17 protein-coding genes are annotated in these 16,834 nt (G+C 64.5%); 10 read left to right on the top strand and 7 right to left on the bottom strand.

The window, feature by feature from the left end:
• Positions 1-38: 38 nt before the first annotated feature.
• Together OYT13_RS18215 and OYT13_RS18220 are read right to left on the bottom strand one after the other, a co-directional pair.
• Complete coding sequence (locus OYT13_RS18215) at positions 39-1,112, bottom strand: porin (protein ID WP_268566760.1); 1,074 nt, start codon at positions 1,110-1,112, stop codon at positions 39-41.
• Between the two features lie 98 nt (positions 1,113-1,210).
• A complete protein-coding gene (locus tag OYT13_RS18220) occupies positions 1,211-2,545 on the bottom strand; it encodes an MFS transporter (protein WP_268566761.1) in 1,335 nt (444 codons plus the stop codon).
• Positions 2,546-2,679: 134 nt separating this feature from the next.
• Here OYT13_RS18220 and OYT13_RS18225 point away from each other — a divergent pair, with 134 nt between their 5' ends.
• The 7 genes from OYT13_RS18225 to OYT13_RS18255 all read left to right on the top strand — a co-directional run bounded on the left by OYT13_RS18225 (position 2,680) and on the right by OYT13_RS18255 (position 8,363).
• Complete coding sequence (locus OYT13_RS18225; protein WP_268566762.1) at positions 2,680-3,690, top strand: LysR family transcriptional regulator; 1,011 nt, start codon at positions 2,680-2,682, stop codon at positions 3,688-3,690.
• Between the two features lie 173 nt (positions 3,691-3,863).
• A complete protein-coding gene (locus OYT13_RS18230) occupies positions 3,864-4,856 on the top strand; it encodes a MerR family transcriptional regulator (RefSeq protein ID WP_017231622.1) in 993 nt (330 codons plus the stop codon).
• A 41-nt stretch (positions 4,857-4,897) separates the two neighbouring features.
• Complete coding sequence (gene folE / locus OYT13_RS18235; protein WP_261938113.1) at positions 4,898-5,629, top strand: GTP cyclohydrolase I; 732 nt, start codon at positions 4,898-4,900, stop codon at positions 5,627-5,629.
• Between the two features lie 45 nt (positions 5,630-5,674).
• Positions 5,675-6,367, top strand: coding sequence for a sigma-70 family RNA polymerase sigma factor (locus tag OYT13_RS18240; protein ID WP_261938112.1), 693 nt, complete (start codon positions 5,675-5,677; stop codon positions 6,365-6,367).
• 108 nt (positions 6,368-6,475) lie between these two features.
• A complete protein-coding gene (locus tag OYT13_RS18245; RefSeq protein WP_268566763.1) occupies positions 6,476-7,057 on the top strand; it encodes a lipocalin family protein in 582 nt (193 codons plus the stop codon).
• Positions 7,054-7,242 (top strand): DUF2256 domain-containing protein, encoded by a 189-nt coding sequence (locus tag OYT13_RS18250; protein ID WP_150553297.1) that lies wholly within the window; start codon positions 7,054-7,056, stop codon positions 7,240-7,242. The genes OYT13_RS18245 and OYT13_RS18250 overlap by 4 nt, the downstream gene beginning before the upstream one ends.
• Positions 7,239-8,363, top strand: coding sequence for a hypothetical protein (locus OYT13_RS18255; RefSeq protein WP_261938110.1), 1,125 nt, complete (start codon positions 7,239-7,241; stop codon positions 8,361-8,363). The genes OYT13_RS18250 and OYT13_RS18255 overlap by 4 nt, the downstream gene beginning before the upstream one ends.
• Here OYT13_RS18255 and OYT13_RS18260 read toward each other — a convergent pair.
• Both OYT13_RS18260 and OYT13_RS18265 read right to left on the bottom strand, forming a co-directional pair.
• Positions 8,347-9,837 (bottom strand): sensor histidine kinase, encoded by a 1,491-nt coding sequence (locus OYT13_RS18260; protein WP_150563500.1) that lies wholly within the window; start codon positions 9,835-9,837, stop codon positions 8,347-8,349. The two genes, OYT13_RS18255 and OYT13_RS18260, sit on opposite strands and share 17 nt — an antisense overlap.
• Positions 9,834-10,577 (bottom strand): response regulator transcription factor, encoded by a 744-nt coding sequence (locus OYT13_RS18265; protein WP_017231399.1) that lies wholly within the window; start codon positions 10,575-10,577, stop codon positions 9,834-9,836. Before OYT13_RS18265 ends, OYT13_RS18260 begins: the two co-directional genes overlap by 4 nt.
• A 389-nt stretch (positions 10,578-10,966) precedes the next feature.
• On the opposite strand from OYT13_RS18265, the gene msrB reads away from it, so the two are divergent.
• The 3 genes from msrB to msrA all read left to right on the top strand — a co-directional run bounded on the left by msrB (position 10,967) and on the right by msrA (position 14,212).
• Complete coding sequence (gene msrB / locus OYT13_RS18270) at positions 10,967-11,410, top strand: peptide-methionine (R)-S-oxide reductase MsrB (RefSeq protein ID WP_369751535.1); 444 nt, start codon at positions 10,967-10,969, stop codon at positions 11,408-11,410.
• Positions 11,411-11,486: 76 nt separating this feature from the next.
• Positions 11,487-13,310, top strand: a complete 1,824-nt coding sequence (locus OYT13_RS18275) for a cytochrome c biogenesis protein DipZ (RefSeq protein WP_268566765.1) — start codon at positions 11,487-11,489, stop codon at positions 13,308-13,310.
• A gap of 158 nt (positions 13,311-13,468) precedes the next feature.
• On the top strand, positions 13,469-14,212 hold the full coding sequence (gene msrA / locus OYT13_RS18280) for a peptide-methionine (S)-S-oxide reductase MsrA (protein ID WP_039830581.1): 744 nt from the start codon (positions 13,469-13,471) through the stop codon (positions 14,210-14,212).
• A gap of 86 nt (positions 14,213-14,298) precedes the next feature.
• On the opposite strand, the gene OYT13_RS18285 is transcribed toward msrA, so the two are convergent.
• From OYT13_RS18285 to OYT13_RS18295, 3 genes are all read right to left on the bottom strand, one after another.
• On the bottom strand, positions 14,299-14,676 hold the full coding sequence (locus OYT13_RS18285; RefSeq protein ID WP_017235070.1) for a VOC family protein: 378 nt from the start codon (positions 14,674-14,676) through the stop codon (positions 14,299-14,301).
• A 162-nt stretch (positions 14,677-14,838) separates the two neighbouring features.
• A complete protein-coding gene (locus OYT13_RS18290) occupies positions 14,839-15,522 on the bottom strand; it encodes a helix-turn-helix transcriptional regulator (RefSeq protein ID WP_017235071.1) in 684 nt (227 codons plus the stop codon).
• Between the two features lie 46 nt (positions 15,523-15,568).
• Positions 15,569-16,828 (bottom strand): c-type cytochrome, encoded by a 1,260-nt coding sequence (locus OYT13_RS18295; RefSeq protein WP_268567899.1) that lies wholly within the window; start codon positions 16,826-16,828, stop codon positions 15,569-15,571.
• Between the last annotated feature and the right edge of the window lie 6 nt (positions 16,829-16,834).

The following is a 16,834-nucleotide window of genomic DNA, read 5'->3' on the forward strand; positions in this document are numbered from 1 at the left end:
ACCCGAGACTGAACTGGCCGACATGTTCACGTTGCCGGTTAAAAGAAGTGCGTGACACCGGCCTCAAGCACCGCCTGGTGCGATGCCAACGCCGGCGGTTGATTTCGAAGCACAGCAAACTGGCCTGACCCTGCGAACTGAAACACGCCGAGGAGGTAAAGACTGGTGCGTTTCGAAAGGGCATAGTCGATATGCCCGTGAAACTGATTCCACTTGTAAGACTCGAGTTTTGTGTACGAGTAGCCACCGCCAATTCGCGTCTGCGGCGTCACGTATTTGTAGGCGCCTACATCAATCGATTGCGCCGTGGCCGATGCGCCAGCAGCCGATAGTCGCGTGTAGCTGTAGTTACCCATCACGCGCCAGCCGTCGTTCACGTACGCGACGCCCACCGTGCTGGTGTTCTGGTTCTGGAATACCGATACCGCAGGCGTCTTCGTGAAATCCAGACCGTACAGGTGCGACACACCCAATTTGAGCCCCGGCGCATACGGAACGCCATTGACGGACTCCCAAACGGCAATGGATTGCCACGGCCCCGCCGTGTAAGCCACTTCGGCACCGACGACGCGGCCCGTGTTGGTGGTCGAGCCCGCCTGCCCAATCCCGTACATCAGACCGAACTGAAATCCGCCATAGAGGGGTGACTTGTATTTGAACGAGTTGTTCAGGGCGTTGCCGACCGTTCTGTCAAGGTTTCCCGGATGCGTCGCGAGAAGTGACGTAAACCGCTCGGAGGTGAAGGGCACCAGGTCGGCCAGCAAGTCGTACATCGAACCCATGGTCAACGTACCTTTGCTCGCGGAACTCAACCCGACGAAGCTCTCGAATGGCGCGTCGGTTCCGTTATTGAGAAAAGCGTAGCGGCTCAGGCGGAATACCGCGGAGGTGTCGCTGTCGATCACTTCCTTACCCGAGATCGCAAAGAACGGCACGGCGTGGGTATTGGTGGCTTGCCACAGTGCTCCGCCACCGATTCGGCTGGCGTTACTGGTGTACGAAACACCCATACCAAGCAGCCCAGAGAGCGTCACGCTCGATTGAGCATGAATGGATGCGCTTGCCGATAATAATATCGCAGTACTAATAAATTTTATTTTTACGAGCTTCATTGAAGCGTCTCCTGGCTATTGTTTTGTGTTTCCCACCTCACGCATGTCGCAATGCGCAGTCGCACGCGGGTGCGTTGTTAAGCAAGATCAAGACCGAATCAAGGCGCACCCACTTGCGGCGCAACGTTCGACATGACGCTTTCGGTACGCGACACACTCCGATACAGCGCTGCAGACGCCACCAGTGCGATCCCCCCTGACACGGCGAATACAACTGCCATTGCATTGGGCAAGGCATCGGTACTACCGGCGAACAGGAGTCGCCCGACGAGGGCGATGAGCGTGGGCGAAAGGCCCTGACCAAGCAACCCATTCAACACGAGCACGATCGCCATGACGATGCCGATCGACTGCGTGGGCACGACGCGCGCCACGATCGTCGAGGTGACGGACATGAAGGTCCAGGAGAAAAGAACAACCAGCGCATCGACGATCCAGAACGTCTGCAGCGTTCCCGTCAGCACCAGCGCCACCGTGAGTACCGCAACGGCAATACTCGTCACCATGCCCACCCGGGCGACGCTGGTCAGCGCCGCCGCTCTGCGCTCCATCGCCATTCCTGCCAACCAGAGCCCGAGCGGCCCCATGGTCAGCAGCACGGCCCCCTGAATCAGCCCAATCTCCCTCATGTCGAGATGAAAGCGTCGAACGATCACGGTTGGCAGCCACGCCGCAAGGCCGAACGTGATGATGGCGTTCGCCACGACAAAGAGGAACAGCGGTCCGAAGATGGCGCGATGCGCCCAGAGATAAGTGGCGAGGTGGTGCGTGCGCCGCGGCAGGTTCGTCGCGCCGTCGCGTTGACGCCCCGGATCCTTGCTCAGGAAAATCATCACGCTCATCGGCACGCCGACCAACCCAATCAGGAACAGCGTCATCTGCCAGGCCGTCACATTTCCCAGGAACGGGATGGTGTTCATGCCGGACGACTGAATCACGCTCATCAACGGACCGCCAAGGACCAGCGACAGTCCGGTGCCAAGCATCAACGCCATCGTATAGACGGAGAGCGCTCGCGCGCGGCGGTCCTCGTCCACACCGTCGCGAATCAGTGAATACGACGACGGGGGAATCAACGCCTCGGCCCCACCCACAATGACGCGCGCGGCCACCAGAACGGCAAAGGTGGTCGCTGCAGCGTTGGCCGCGACTGCCAGTGACCACACCAACACCCCGGCGGCAATGATCAGACGACGGTCGAATCGATCGGCCAGCCAGCCCGCCGGCAATCCCACCACGATATTGGCCACCGCAAATGCCGCCCCAATCAAAAAGCTGATTTGCACGTCGCTCACACCGAAATCACGCTGGATCGGCGCGACCATGAGTACCAGGATGTTCTTGTCGATCTGGGCCAGCATGGTCATCAGTGTCAAGGTGCCGACCAGCCCCCACTGGGCAAACCGCGAGCCCGCCTTACGATACGCCTGCATAGGTTCATGTCTCCGTGATGCTTGTTGGTTTCCAGGCTATGGCTGCCTGTTGAGCCGATTATAGGTATCGCATGACATTTATATAATTTATTGTTTAAATACGGTGCATCCACACCGTAAATATCAAAAAGGTCATGCGATTCAATAAGCTCGATCTCAACCAACTCGTGGTACTCGATGCCCTTCTATCCACTCGCAGCGTCGGCAAAGCCGCCGAGCGCTTGTTCTTGAGCCAGCCCGCGACCAGTTGCTCGCTGTCCCGCCTGCGCGAGTATTTCGAGGACGAGTTGCTCGTGCCGGTGGGAAAAACGCAGGTACTCACGCCGCTAGCCGAGGAGTTGGCAAAACCCGTGAGGGACGTCCTGCTCCAAATCCAGACGATCACGCGCGCGCGTCCCACGTTCGATCCTGCGACATCGACACGTCGCTTCACGATAGAGGCGTCCGACTATGTGATCAGTGTGTTCCTGTCGGAAGTGGTCAAGCGGGCGACAACGCTGGCGCCCCTGATGCAGTTCGATTTGCGCGCGATCAGTCCGCAGACGCCCGAGCATCTGGAGAACGGCGAGGCAGAACTGCTGATCGCACCAGAGTTCGCCAAGGTTGCCGGCCATCCGGCGGAGCCTTTGTTCGACGACACGTTTTCGTGTCTCGTGTGCGCCGAGTACCGAATGGCGGGTGAACGACTGACGGAAGACGAGTACTTCGACGCCGCTCATGTGGGTGTCGAATGGGGGGGCGGGCGTCGCATTACTTTCGACGCCCGCTTACTGTCCACGAGCAAGCGCACACGGCGCCAGACAGTGATCGCGCCGACGTTCACGCTGGTACCCGCGTTGCTCGTGGGTACCTCGCGCATCGCCACGCTCCCCTCCCGGCTCGCGCATCAGATGGCGCAACGTTTCCCCCTTCGCGTGCTGGGATGCCCTGTCGGCATCCCGGCCTTCACCGAGAACCTTCAATGGCACAAGTATCAAGAACGTGATCCGGCCATCGCATGGCTACGGTCGCTGTTTCGTGAGACCGCCGAACGCTTGCCCCCAATCTCGACACCCGGCGAAGAGGCCGTCCGTAAATCAGGCGCGGGGCGCGGGACGCATCGGCGCGCCGAACCCAAAATCAAACGATCGAAAACCGCAAATTAGCTGCGTGCCAATCCGTCAGCGTAATACCGACAACGCCGTGTTTCGAACGTAGGCGACGGAGATAGACAATTCGAGTCGATATTTAGACTCATATATTACAAATTCCATATATTGAGTTTGCTTTATTGACTCATAATATAATTTGAGTTAATTTACGGCTCATTGAGTCGCTTTTGCACGACAACGGCCTCAGGGTGGAGGAGACAGTGGACACAGTTCGACGGTATCGAAGCGGCGAGGCAGCCAAGCTCGTCGACATGCCTGCGGCGACGTTGCGTATCTGGGAGCAACGGTATGGCGTGGTGTCACCGCCCACCAGCGCCTCGGGTCAGCGCTTATATTCCGATGTCGATGTCCATCGTCTGAAGACGATCAAGGCACTGGTGAACCGAGGGCACGCCATCAGCTCGATTGCCCACTTGGACGGCGATCAGTTGAGACAATTGGCGAGCGGAGACAGCGACCGCGCGCTTACGACCGCCCCCATGCGAGACACGAACCTCTTCATCGTGGGGTTTGGCGAAAGCGTGACGCTTGAGATGCCGAAAGGCGTCAATGCCGTCCAGCTCGACACCGTTCAAGATGTCCCCTCCCCTGGCGGCAACGAGTCCGTTGCGAACTGCCTCGTCATTCGGGTTGAGGCACTCCACGAAGACGTTGTCCTATCTATCGTCACGGCAGCGCAGCGACTAATGTGTGACGACGTGCTCGTCGTCTATTCCTTCGGCACGACTCGGGCGGCTGAACTGGCGAGCTTGGAAGGCATCAACCTCAGGCGAGCTCCCAACGCCTTGTTACACGCGAACGACCTCCTCGCCGAGTACCTGCAGACGTGGCGCCGCAGCGATTCCAGCAACGAAGACCAGGAACGGATCTGGCGCAGGACGCCACGCCGGTTCGACAACGACACGCTGATCAGCGTGGTTTCCCGCTCCACGACCATCGCTTGCGAGTGTCCCAAGCATCTCGCCGAACTGGTGCTGCAGATTGCCGCGTTCGAGCGTTATAGCGATGAATGCGAGTCGCGCTCACCGGCCGACGCGCTGCTCCATCGACACCTCGGCGACGCGGCCAACAAGGCCGTTGCCATGTTCGAAGCCGCCCTCGCCGCCGTGGCTGAGCACGAAGGCTGGCCCATTCCGGCGACCACGCCCGGAGACCGCTGAACGGCGAGACGCAACGGCGCATTCCTTTTCCGGAGAACCTCATGGGCGCGATTATCGATTCGCAACCGGCCATCACGAAGGGTGCCGCAGAGGGCATCCCGTTGTCGCAAGTCGTCCGGCAGCGCTTGCGCAACGCCGGTGTCCGGTTTCACGCCAACGACAACATCGCCCCCTACCTGCGCGAAGGCGACGTCGACACATTGCAGGGCGAAGTCGCGACGCATATCGAGAACGCGCTTCGCGCGCTCGTCATCGACGTCGACAACGACCACAACACGCGTGAAACCGCGAAGCGCGTGGCGAAGATGTTCGTCCGCGAAGTGTTCTCGGGCCGTTACGAACTGCCGCCCGCGGTCACGGAATTCCCGAACATCGGGCAACTGAACGAACTCACGCTGATCGGGCCACTTCGCGTGCGGAGCGCATGCTCGCATCATCTCTGTCCGATCATGGGTCGCGCGTGGATTGGCGTTTTGCCCGCGGCGAATTCGAACCTGCCCGGTCTGTCCAAATACGCCCGCTTGCTGAATTGGGTCATGGCACGACCACAGATTCAGGAAGAAGCCGTCAAGCAGATCGCCGACTTGCTCGAAGAAAAAATCGCCCCCGACGGACTCGCCGTGGTGTTGGAGGCGGACCACTTCTGCATGCATTGGCGGGGGACCAAAGACGACGGGGCGCGCATGGTAAGCAGTGTCATGCGGGGACGTTTCCTCGAAGATCCCGCGTTGCGCCGCGAGTTTCTGGCACTGATGCCCGACCGCTCGCAGTAAAGGCAAAGGCATCGATCCCGCAGCATCCTCCCTGGAGACGCCGCGATGACAACCATCGACATCAGTCAATACGCTTGTCCAACGGACTCGGGCGTCGCGGGTGGCGCGTCGAAGAACGCGCCCGCGAGTGCGAGTGCGTGCTCGAGCGCGGCCGGTGACAGCGCGGGTGCCGTCCGCGTGTCGGCTCGTCCTTCCCTCGGCGATTGCACCGACCTGACGGGTCTGCTGACGCTTGCCCAGCTCGGCGACGAGGATGCGTTCGCGCAGCTGTACCGGCACACCTCGTCCGTGCTGTTCGGCGTCATCCTCCGCGTGATTCATCATCGCGCCGAAGCCGAAGATATTCTTCAGGACGTCTATATGGCGTTGTGGCAGCGTCGTCTGGTGTTCGATGCGCAACGCGGCGACGTGCTTCCGTGGATGTCGACCATCGCCCGGAACCGAGCCATCAGCTATCTACGCAAACGACAACCGATTCCGCTGGACGAGACCCTCATGTCGTCCATCGCTGCGGATTCCGCCCCGCCGCCGGAACTGACCGAAAGAGATCGCGAAAAGCAACGACTCTCGATGGCAATGACCGCCCTCTCTGCGCAACAGCGGCAGGCCATTACGATCGCCTACTTCGGCGGTTTCACCTACACGGAACTTGCACGAACGCTGGGTGTACCGGAGGGCACTGCCAAAAGCTGGATTCGTCGAGGCCTCGCCAAGCTCCGGGATGTGCTCGAGTCCTGAAAATTCGCGCCGGCGGTCACGCTTGCGCATACCGATAGTCGATGCCAACGTGCTTGATGGACGACGGACGCAAACACAGGCTTTCCATTCACCGACACAGGGACTTCCATGACCAACGCTGTTCCCGCCAAACGATCCGTCGCGCTGCGGTGGCTGAGCGCGCTCTCGTTCTCGTTCGCGTTCCTCCTGCTCTCCGGGTGCGCCAATACGCGTCCGCCGCCTGGGGTCTCCCCCGTGTCGCCATTCGATGCGAGTCGCTATCAGGGCCGCTGGTACGAACTGGCTCGCCTCGACCATGCGTTCGAGCGCGGCATGACGGACGTGTCCGCCACCTACACGCCGCAGTCAGATGGCAGTATTCGCGTGCTCAACCGAGGCTTCGATACGTCGAACGGTCGGTGGCAAGCGGTGACCGGCAAGGCGCTGTTTACCGGGTCGCCGTCTGTCGCATCGCTGAAGGTATCGTTTTTCGGGCCGTTCTACGGCGGTTACCACGTGGCCGCGATCGACCCCGACTATCGCTGGGCGCTGGTGGTGGGGCCGAATACCGGTTACTGCTGGATTCTCGCGAGGGAGAAGCATCTCGGCGCGGACGAGCTGAAGCGTATTGTGGCGCGTGCGCAAGCGTTGGGGGTCGATACGGCGTCGCTTGTCTGGGTGTCTCATGATCGTGTCGATCCCGCCAAATGACCCAGCACGGCAAGGCGTTTCTGCCCAGCAAGGTGTGTCAAGCGTGCGGCCGGCCCTTCACCTGGCGCAAGAAATGGGCGCGGGTGTGGGACGACGTCAGGTACTGTTCCGAGCGATGCCGGCGGGTGCGTCGCCCGGAGCCGGTACAATCGGGACAAAATACCTTCGGCAAACCCTTCCGATGATGTCAGTTTCATCCATCCGCCTCATCCGTTCAGCTCCTTCCGCCCGTCCTGTCCGGGCAGCGCTTGCCCTGGCAGCACTGGCCGCCGCCCTGGCCGGCTGCGCGGGTCCCCGGCCGCAGGCCACACCGGAGACCCTGCCAACCGCCAGCACGTCGCCCCCCGCCCCGACGAGTCCGCCGCCCGCCGCCGACGCGCCGCAGGTGGCCGCGCCGCTGCCGTGGTGCGTGCAGACCTCGCTACGCGAGGAGGATGACTTGATGCGCAACTTCGGCGGCATTCCCGCCGGCGTTCGCCGGATCGAAGAAACCCGCTTCATCGCCAGCTACGATCGCGCCACTGGCAAGGTCGGGCCGCTCGACAACGGCAATCGCTTCGTCATGGATTTCGACGCACAAGGTCACCTGCTCGCGAACACCGACCGCGGCCACTATTCGTATGACGCCAGCGGCCGGTTGGAGAGCATCGATGGCGCCCCCGTCGAGTGGCAGAGCGCCGACGCCTGGGTTGTGCACGGCCCGGGACGTCGCGCCGCGTGGAAGGAGCAAGTGCGCCAGGAGAACAACGGGCAGTGGGAATGGACCCGCAGCCTCATCGCCGCCGCCAACGGCGCACATTCTCACCGCGCGGGCAGCCTGCAGGCGCGACGGTTCGACGACGAGTGCTTCGCGCTCTCGCGTCAATGGTCGGCGCCCAACGCAGCACGTCAGGTCGTCACGGCCGACGGCAAGGTGCGTCCAGCGCCGAAGCGGGTCTCCTACCGGACGTTCGCCAGCGTGGAGCGCAAGCCGGATGGCGAGCGCATCGTTCGCGACAACGGCGCCGCCGCCCTCATCGACGGTCAATGGCTCGCGCTGGCGTGGGACAACGAGGTCGCGCAATACTCACCGCGTCACGAACTCACGCGCGTGACCCGCACCGACGCCGCCACGGGCGAGCGTCATGTGTCGGAGTACCACTACAAGTACGACGCGCACGGCAATATCGTGCGCGTCGTGATCACCTCGCCCGCCGCGCATGGCGAGAAGGTCGACCCGTTCGCCAATGTCTTCGTGCGCAAGCTGACCTACTTCGACGCGGCGCCGGCTGCCCCGGCGCCCAACCAACTCACGTCGGCAAAGTAAAGCGGAACGTCGCCCCCCGCCCGGCCTGCCCGGGCGTGTCGACCAGCGTGATGCGCCGTCCGTGCAGTTGCAGAATGCGATGCACGATGCGCAAGCCCAGCCCACCTTCACGGCGAGCGCCGCCGACCGTGAATGGCCGCTCGAACAGGCCTTCGCGCGCGGTCTCGGGAATGCCGGGACCGGTGTCGCTCACCAACACTTCGATGTCGGCGCCCACCGGCGCCACCGCCACCGTGATCTCACCGCCCGACGGTGTGTAGCGCAGCGCGTTGTCGAGCAGGTTCGTGAACACGCGCTCGATCAGGCCGAGGTCGGCCCGCGCAACGGGAATTTGCGGCGCGAGTTGCGCGCGCAACGCGACACCGCGCGACTCGGCACTCAGTTCGAATTTCTGAAAGACGTCCTGGATCAGATCCGTCACGGAGAACGGCTCGGCCTCGGGCTGCACGAAGCCATGTTCCAGACGAGCCAGTTCGAACAGCGACTGCGCCAGCGCGCCGACCTTGCGGCTCTGATCGAGGGCGATGCCCAGATAGCGCCGCCGCTCGGCGGGCGTGAGCGTGGCGTCCTTGAGCGAGAGCGTCTCGAGATAGCCGTGCAGCGACGAGAGCGGCGTGCGCAGATCGTGCGAGATGTTGGCGATGAGTTCGCGCCGCTCCTGATCCTGGCGCGTGAGCGTGCGCCACTGCGTGCCCAGTCGCTCGACCATCTGTCGGAAGGCACGTTCGAGCACCACGATCTCGTCGTTCGGCCGCGCCTGCTGCGACGCCAGTTCATCCGCGGAGACGGCGGGCAGCGGCACCGGGGCCGCGTCGATATCGAACTCGCGCACCGAATCCGTCAAGCGGCGCAACGGACGCGTAATCAGCGCGAACGCCGCCAGACCGGCAATCAGGCACAGCGCCGCCACCAGGCCGATCGACCATAGCGCGGTATCGAGCGCCGCGCTCGTCGCCCCGCGTGCCGCGAAGCGGTCGTGCGCCTCGCCGACCAGCACGACGTAGACGTAGCCGACCTCGCGACCGTCCACCCGCAGCGGTGCGGCACTGAATACCTTACGGACATCAGCGTTACGGGGATCGTCGCCATAGATCGGCAACGCCTCGCCATCGATCAGCCGATGCACGGGGGCCAGATCGACCTGCATGCGCCGCAGATGGCCTTCAGGCGCCGCGTGACCCGTAATGCGCCCCTGCATGTCGAGCAGATACACTTCGACGCTCGGATTCACCACCATGAGTTGCCCGAACAGACGCCTCACGGCGTCGGGCTTCATGCCGTTCGCGTCCATGAGCTGGGCATTCGCGGCGATATGCTCCGCCAGTCCGCGCGAGAGCCCCTGAATCACTTCGGCTTCGTGCATGCGATTGGCGCGCACCTGCATCCACGCCGACGTGCCGCAGCACACCAGCAGCAGTCCCGCGAATACCAGCGACAGGCGCTGCGTGAGGGTGAGATTCCAGCGACGCATCATGCGCCTCCCGCCTCGGCACCCGTGGTGTCGGGCCCACCGTCATTGGCGAACTTGTAGCCGCGTCCCCAGACCGTGAGGATACGCGCGGGCTGCGCCGGATCCGCCTCGATCTTGGCACGCAGGCGATTGATGTGTGTGTTGACGGTGTGCTCGTAACCCTCGTGCTGATAGCCCCAGACCGCGTTGAGCAGGTCCATGCGCGAGAACACCTTGCCGGGCTGGCGAGCGAAGAAGTACAGCAGATCGAATTCGCGCGGCGTGAGATCGAGCCGCTTGCCGCCAAGCGATGCCTCCCGCGCAATCGGGTCGATGAACAACCCCGCCATCGCCAGGCTGCCGGCGTCCATGCGCGCGTTGCGCGCCAGCGCATCGACCCGCCGCATGAGCGCCTTGACCCGCGCCACCAGCTCCAGCACTGAAAACGGCTTGGCCAGATAGTCGTCGGCGCCCAATTCCAGCCCGAGAATACGATGCACTTCGCTCGCGCGCGCACTGATGATGATAATCGGCGTATAGCGGGTCATCGCCCGCGCGCGACGGCAGATTTCCAGTCCGTCGACGCCGGGCAGCATCAGGTCGAGGACCAGCGCGTCCCAGCCCCCCTCGGACAATCGCCGAAGGCCTTCGTCGCCGTCGGCGCAATGCACGACCTCGAACCGCTCGTCGCGCAGATGCAGCGCGAGCAGGTCGGCGATATGCACGTCGTCTTCGACGAGCAAAACACGGCGCGGCGATTCCATCGCTGGCACGGCTCCCGGAAAAGTGGGTCTTGAAGGCCCCATTGTGCGCAGTTCCCGCACCGCGAGGTATCACGAATTGTTTAATTTTACGTGAGGACTTTGCCATCGCCGGCGCACTACCCTTCAATTATCGATCCGGCGCGAACGCCTGCTGTGTCTGCTGCGCCGAACCACGGCCGTCGCGCTCCCCTGAACACGCGGCGGCGGGCCAGCCCCGCGCCGGATCGCCCTACTGACCGGAGGATGTCATGCGTTTGTCCGATAACCCACCGCGCAAGCCGTCGCGCACGCACGCCGCGAAGGCTGCCCCGGCGCTGTCGCGCCGCGCGTTCCTGCTGAGCGCCACTGCGGCAGCCGCCGCCGTCGCCGCCGGGCTGGTGCCGCGTCTCATGCGCCCCGCGCACGCCGACGATGCCCGTCGCGCCACGGATCCCGAGCACTTCGAGGTCGCCTACAGCGATGCCGAATGGCGCAAGCGTCTGACGCCCGCCCAGTACGAGATCTTGCGTCAGGCGGGCACCGAGCGTCCCTATTCCAGCCCGCTCAATGACGAACACCGCGCCGGAACGTTCGCCTGCGCCGGCTGTGCGCTGCCGCTTTTCTCGTCGCGCACGAAATTCGACAGTCACACGGGTTGGCCGAGCTTCTGGAAGCCTCTGGACCATGCCGTGGGCACGCACACCGACTCGACCTTCGGCATGGTTCGCACCGAAGTCCATTGCCGACGTTGCGGCGGCCACCTCGGCCATGTGTTCGACGACGGCCCGAAGCCGACCGGCCTGCGCTATTGCATGAACGGCCTTGCGATGACGTTCCAGCCGCAACCCGCCTGAGCGCCATGCGTCCGCCGGCGTCGAGTTACCCACCTCCGCTTCACCCCGCCAACGGGTGCGGCTCAAGGAGCGCTTCATGACTTTGCTCATCCTCGCCTACCTCGGCGGGATTCTGACGATCGTCAGTCCGTGCATCCTGCCGGTACTGCCGTTTGTTTTCTCGCGGGCTGGCCAATCGTTCTCGCGCAGCGTGTTGCCCATGCTTGCGGGCATGGTGCTGATGTTCGCGCTGGTGGCAACGCTCGCCGCCGTAGGCGGAAGCTGGGTCGTGCAGGCGAACCAGTATGGCCGCTGGCTGGCGCTCGCCCTCGTTGCCCTGTTCGGTGCGACGCTCCTCTTCCCGAAACTCGCCGAACGGCTCACGCATCCGCTCGTGTCGTTGGGTGATCGTCTGTCGCAGTCCGCGCAAGGGCGCAGCGCCGCCACGGGCAATGCGAACACGGGGGCCCGTCCCGGCGCGTCGTTCCTGCTTGGCATCGCCACCGGCCTGCTCTGGGCGCCCTGCGCCGGTCCGATCCTCGGGCTGGTGCTCACCGGCGCGGCGCTGCAGGGCGCCAGCGTCGGCACCACGTTGCTGCTCGCCGCCTATGCGGCCGGCGCCGCCACGTCGCTTGGGCTGGCCCTCCTGGTCGGCGGACGCGTCTTCGCCACCATGAAACGCTCGCTCGGCGCAGGCGAATGGATTCGTCGCGGGCTCGGCGGGCTGATGCTCGCGGGTGTCGCCGCCATCGCCCTCGGGCTCGACACCGGCGCGCTGGCGCAACTCTCGACGGCGTCGACAGGGGGTATCGAGCAGCGGCTCGTCGACGCGCTTGGTACACGCCGCGCCGCCGCTCAGGTCGACGCGAGCGTCGATAGCCACACCGCCGGCCCGACCATGATGCCCGTGCGCGATACGACGATGCGCGGCACCGCCGATGCCCCAGCACCGTTGCCGGTCGAAGGCCAGTTGCCCTCGCTGGACGGCGCCGTGCAATGGCTGAATTCGCCGCCACTCACGGCGCAGGCCCTTCGTGGCAAGGTCGTGCTCGTCGACTTCTGGACGTATTCCTGCATCAACTGCCTGCGCACGTTGCCATACGTCAAAGCCTGGGCGCAGAAGTATCGCGACCAGGGGCTCGTCGTCATCGGCGTGCACGCGCCCGAATTCGCGTTCGAGCGCGACATCGGCAACGTGAAAAAGGCCGTTCACGATCTGGGCGTTGACTACCCGGTGGCCATCGACAACGACTTCGCCATCTGGCGCGGCTTCCACAATCAATACTGGCCGGCACACTATTTCGTCGACGCCCAGGGGCGCGTGCGCTACCACCACTTCGGCGAAGGCAATTACGCCGAGTCGGAACGCGTGATCCAGCAGTTGTTGCGCGAGGCCGGAGCGAAGCAGGTCGCGAGCGGCATTGCCGACGTGCAGGCCGGTGGCATTCAGCAAGCGGCCGACATGGGCGACGTGCGCTCGCCAGAGACCTATGTCGGCTACACGCGCGCGGAGCACTTCGCCTCCCCCGGCGGGGCCGTGCGCGATCAGGCCAGCGACTACCGCGCGCCATCAACGCCGTCGCTCAACCAATGGGCGCTGACCGGCGACTGGCGCGTGGGGCCGGAGCAGGCCACCGCCATGCAGGCCGGGGCGCGAATCGTCTATCGCTTCCACGCGCGTGACCTGCATCTCGTGCTCGGCCCGAAGGCCGGCGGTGAACCGGTGCGCTTTCGCGTAACGGTCGACGGCAAGCCGCCGGGCGACGCGCATGGCACCGACGTGGGCGCTGACGGTACCGGCACCGTCGCCTCCCAGCGCCTGTACCAGTTGGTGCGCCAGTCAGGCGACGTGCGCGACCGTACGTTCAGCATCGAGTTTCTCGATCCGGGCGTGTCGGCCTACGCGTTCACCTTCGGCTGAGGTCGAAGGCGTTCGGTAGACAGCGCCGCGCCCCGTCCTCAAACCCAATGACCCGGCAGCGACTTCGCAAGACCGCTGCCATCGAGGCGTCCTCCGACGCCGGGAGTTTTCAGATGAACCCGTTCGATCCGACTCACCCGTCGCAGGCCCGCGACGAGATGCCAGGCCAATCGCCCCGCCGCACGACGCCCGCTTCGCGAGTGCGACGCCTGCTGCTTGGCACCGCCGCCGTCGGGGTACTCGTTTGGCAAGTTGGCGCGTACGCCTTCGGCGGTGCCGAGGCGGCCGTCGTCATCGCCGCCCCCAAGCTCGACGAGCCCGCCACGGGGGCTCACACCGAGACGGCCGTGTTCGCCGGCGGGTGCTTCTGGGGGGTGCAAGGGGTATTCCAGCATGTGAAGGGCGTGACGAAAGCCGTGTCCGGCTACGCAGGCGGCACCGCGAAGACGGCCGATTACGAAACCGTCAGCAGCGGTGCGACGGGCCACGCCGAATCGGTGGAAGTGACGTTCGACCCGCAGCAAGTGTCCTACGGAACGCTGCTGCAGATCTATTTCTCCGTCGCACACAATCCGACCGAACTCAATCGCCAGGGACCGGATACCGGCACGCAATATCGCTCAGCCGTGTTCCCGATGAGCGATGCGCAACGCCGTGTCGCCGACGCATATATCGCGCAGCTCAACGCCTCGCATGTCTACAGCAAGCCCATCGTCACCCGCCTGGAAAAGTATTCGGGCTTCTATCCGGCCGAGACCTATCATCAGGATTTCCTGACCGAGCACCCGACGTATCCGTACATCGTCATCAACGACCTGCCGAAGGTGAAAGACCTCAAGCGTCTGTTCCCTGCACAGTATCGCGACACGCCCGTGCTCGTGAAGTCCGCCACCGCGATGTAAGGCGTCGCCGCGGCGATGGGCGATGGGCGCGGGCGGCCCGCGACGCTGGCGCCCCCCTCGCCCCCTACCTCCGCCGCACGCTCGGCTTATCGCGGCGTGTCGGCGAGCTTGTACACGCGCACCCGGTGACCATCGGGATCGGACGCCACGAACGTGCGACCAAAGTCCATCGTCGTCGGCGCCTGCAGGATCGTGATGCCTCGCGCGCTCCAGTCCTCCCACGTGGCGTCCACGTGGGCGTTCGACGCCACCGGCAGCACGATTTCGCTGCCGCCGGGCGGCGCGATGGCCGTCGGTGCCACGCCATAGCGCGCCCACAGTCCCAACTTCATCCCCGAAGGGAACACGAACATCGCGAATCCGGGCGATGCTTCAACCGGCTCGAGGTCGAACAATTCGGCATAGAACGCCGCGCTTTCGGGGGGACTCGAAACATACAAAATGACCAAGTTCGGATGCAGCATGACTCGCTCCTGTCGATAGGGATGGATGACGTTTTGCCCGGCCGGTCCCCGCATCCGCGGTGCCGTCGTGCACTGTCATGCATCACATCGTACGAACCGATACTGTCAATTTTTGTCAGCAGTCGACCGGCGCCTGCGAAGCATCGCGAAGGCCGGCGGACCTCACCGATTGCCTGTCGTTTCGCGCCACGCCTTGAGCAGCGCGCGCCGCCCGCGCGGGTAGCGCGTCGCGCTCACCGTCAGCGCCTCGATGCGATCGGCGCGAAAATGGCGGAAGTCGTCGCGCAGCTCGCACCACGCGACGATCATGCGCATATGGTCGAAGAAGCCGAGCGCAAACGGCCAGATGACACGCTCGGACAGGCGACCCGCTTCGTCGCGATAGGACAGTTGGAGTTTTCGCTCGGCGCGAATCGCTTCGCGAATGACCGTCATGTCGACGATCGTCGGCGGTAACGGTTCGCCCGGCGCAATGAGCAGGGTCGAGGCCTCGAGCGACGAGCGCAGGTCCGGCGGCAACACCGCCGCGATCTTGGCCAGCGCGTTCGCGCCGGCTTCGGCCAAGGCGCCGTCGGTGCGCTTGGCGACCCACCGCGAGCCCAGCACGATGGCCTCGATCTCCTCCTCGGAGAACATCAGCGGCGGGAGCAGAAAGCCCGGCTTCAGCACGTAGCCCAGCCCTGGCGCGCCCTCGATGTGCGCGCCCTGCGCCTGAAGCATGGCGATGTCGCGGTAGAGCGTGCGCAGGCTCACGCCGAGCGAGTCGGCCAGCGCCGCGCCCGCCACCGGGTAGCGGTGGCGGCGCAGCAGCTGCATCAATGAGAAGAGACGTTGTGTGCGGGACATGGCGCGACATTATGCGCCAAGCCGTTGCGCGTGACAGTGCGTCGGATCACTTCTGGCGCAGCTGTCTGACGATCTCGGAATTCACGTCGCCCGGCTGAGCACCGTAGGCCACACGCAGGTAATTGCTCAGCTCGGCAATCTGCGCGTCGGTGAACTGGCGGGCGAAGCCCGGCATGTCCTGCATCGCCTCCAGCCCCGGGAACCGCTGCGGCTCGATGCCGTCGAGAATCGCGACGATCAGATTGCGTGGATCCTTCTGACGCACCGTCGAATTGCCCAGCATCGCCACCGCCACATGCGGCTTGCCGGTGCCGTCCGCCGCATGGCAGCCCGCACACACGGCGAGATAGAGGTTGCGTCCCGCCTTCAACTGGCTCGCGTCAGGACGCTCCGGGAGTGGGGCCGGCGCGGGAGGCGCGTCGCCCAGCAGATACGTCGAAACCGAGCGCAGATCGTCGGGCGTGAGGTATTGCGTGCTCAGATGCACCACCGGATACATCTCGCCGAATGCCGACCCTTGCGGGGCGATTCCCGTGCCGAAGAACGACTGCAGATCCTTCACCGTCCAGCCGCGTGCTGCCAGGGCGTCGGGCGTCAGATCGGGCGCGGCAATCCGGGCGAGCGCCGCCCCACCGAGCGGCTTCGCGCTGTCGAGCTGGCCGAACGTGCCGCGCGGCGTGTGGCATTCGGCACAGTGTCCCAAGGCGTTCGCGAGATAGCGTCCACGCAGCCAGTCGGCGGACTGTCCCTTCGAGGCATCGGGCAATGTGTCCTTCAGGAACATCCAGTCCCACACGCGCATGCCCGGGCGCACGTTGTAGGGGAACGAGAGATCGTGCTTTCGATTGGGCACGGCCGCCGGCTTCACCGACATCAGGTAGGCGTAGATGGCGTCGCTGTCGGCGCGGGTCATCTGCCGATAGGACGTGTACGGCATGGCCGGATACAGGGCCTTGTCCGGGGCCATTCCGTCATGCAGCGCGCGGTAGAAGTCGTCGGCGGTCCAGCCGCCGATGCCGTTTGTCCTGTCCGGGGTGATGTTGGTGCCGTAGAACGTGCCATAGGGCGATTTGAGCGGCACGCCGCCCGCAAACGGCGCGCCGTTCGCGCTCGTGTGGCAGGCGGCGCAATCGGCCGCTCGCGCCAGATATTGGCCGCGAGCGATCAGGTCGGGCGATGCCTTCGCCACCGGCGACGGCGAAGGCGATGCCGCCGCCCCACCGCTGGCCGTCGATGCCGAGGGACTCGGTGCATCCGCAGCCATCCCGCTCGTCACGAGCGCGGGCGCCGCCGTCGTCTTGGGCATTGGCGG

Origin of the sequence: Pandoraea sp. XJJ-1 (genome assembly GCF_026802345.1) — a bacterium.
Lineage (GTDB): Bacteria > Pseudomonadota > Gammaproteobacteria > Burkholderiales > Burkholderiaceae > Pandoraea > Pandoraea cepalis.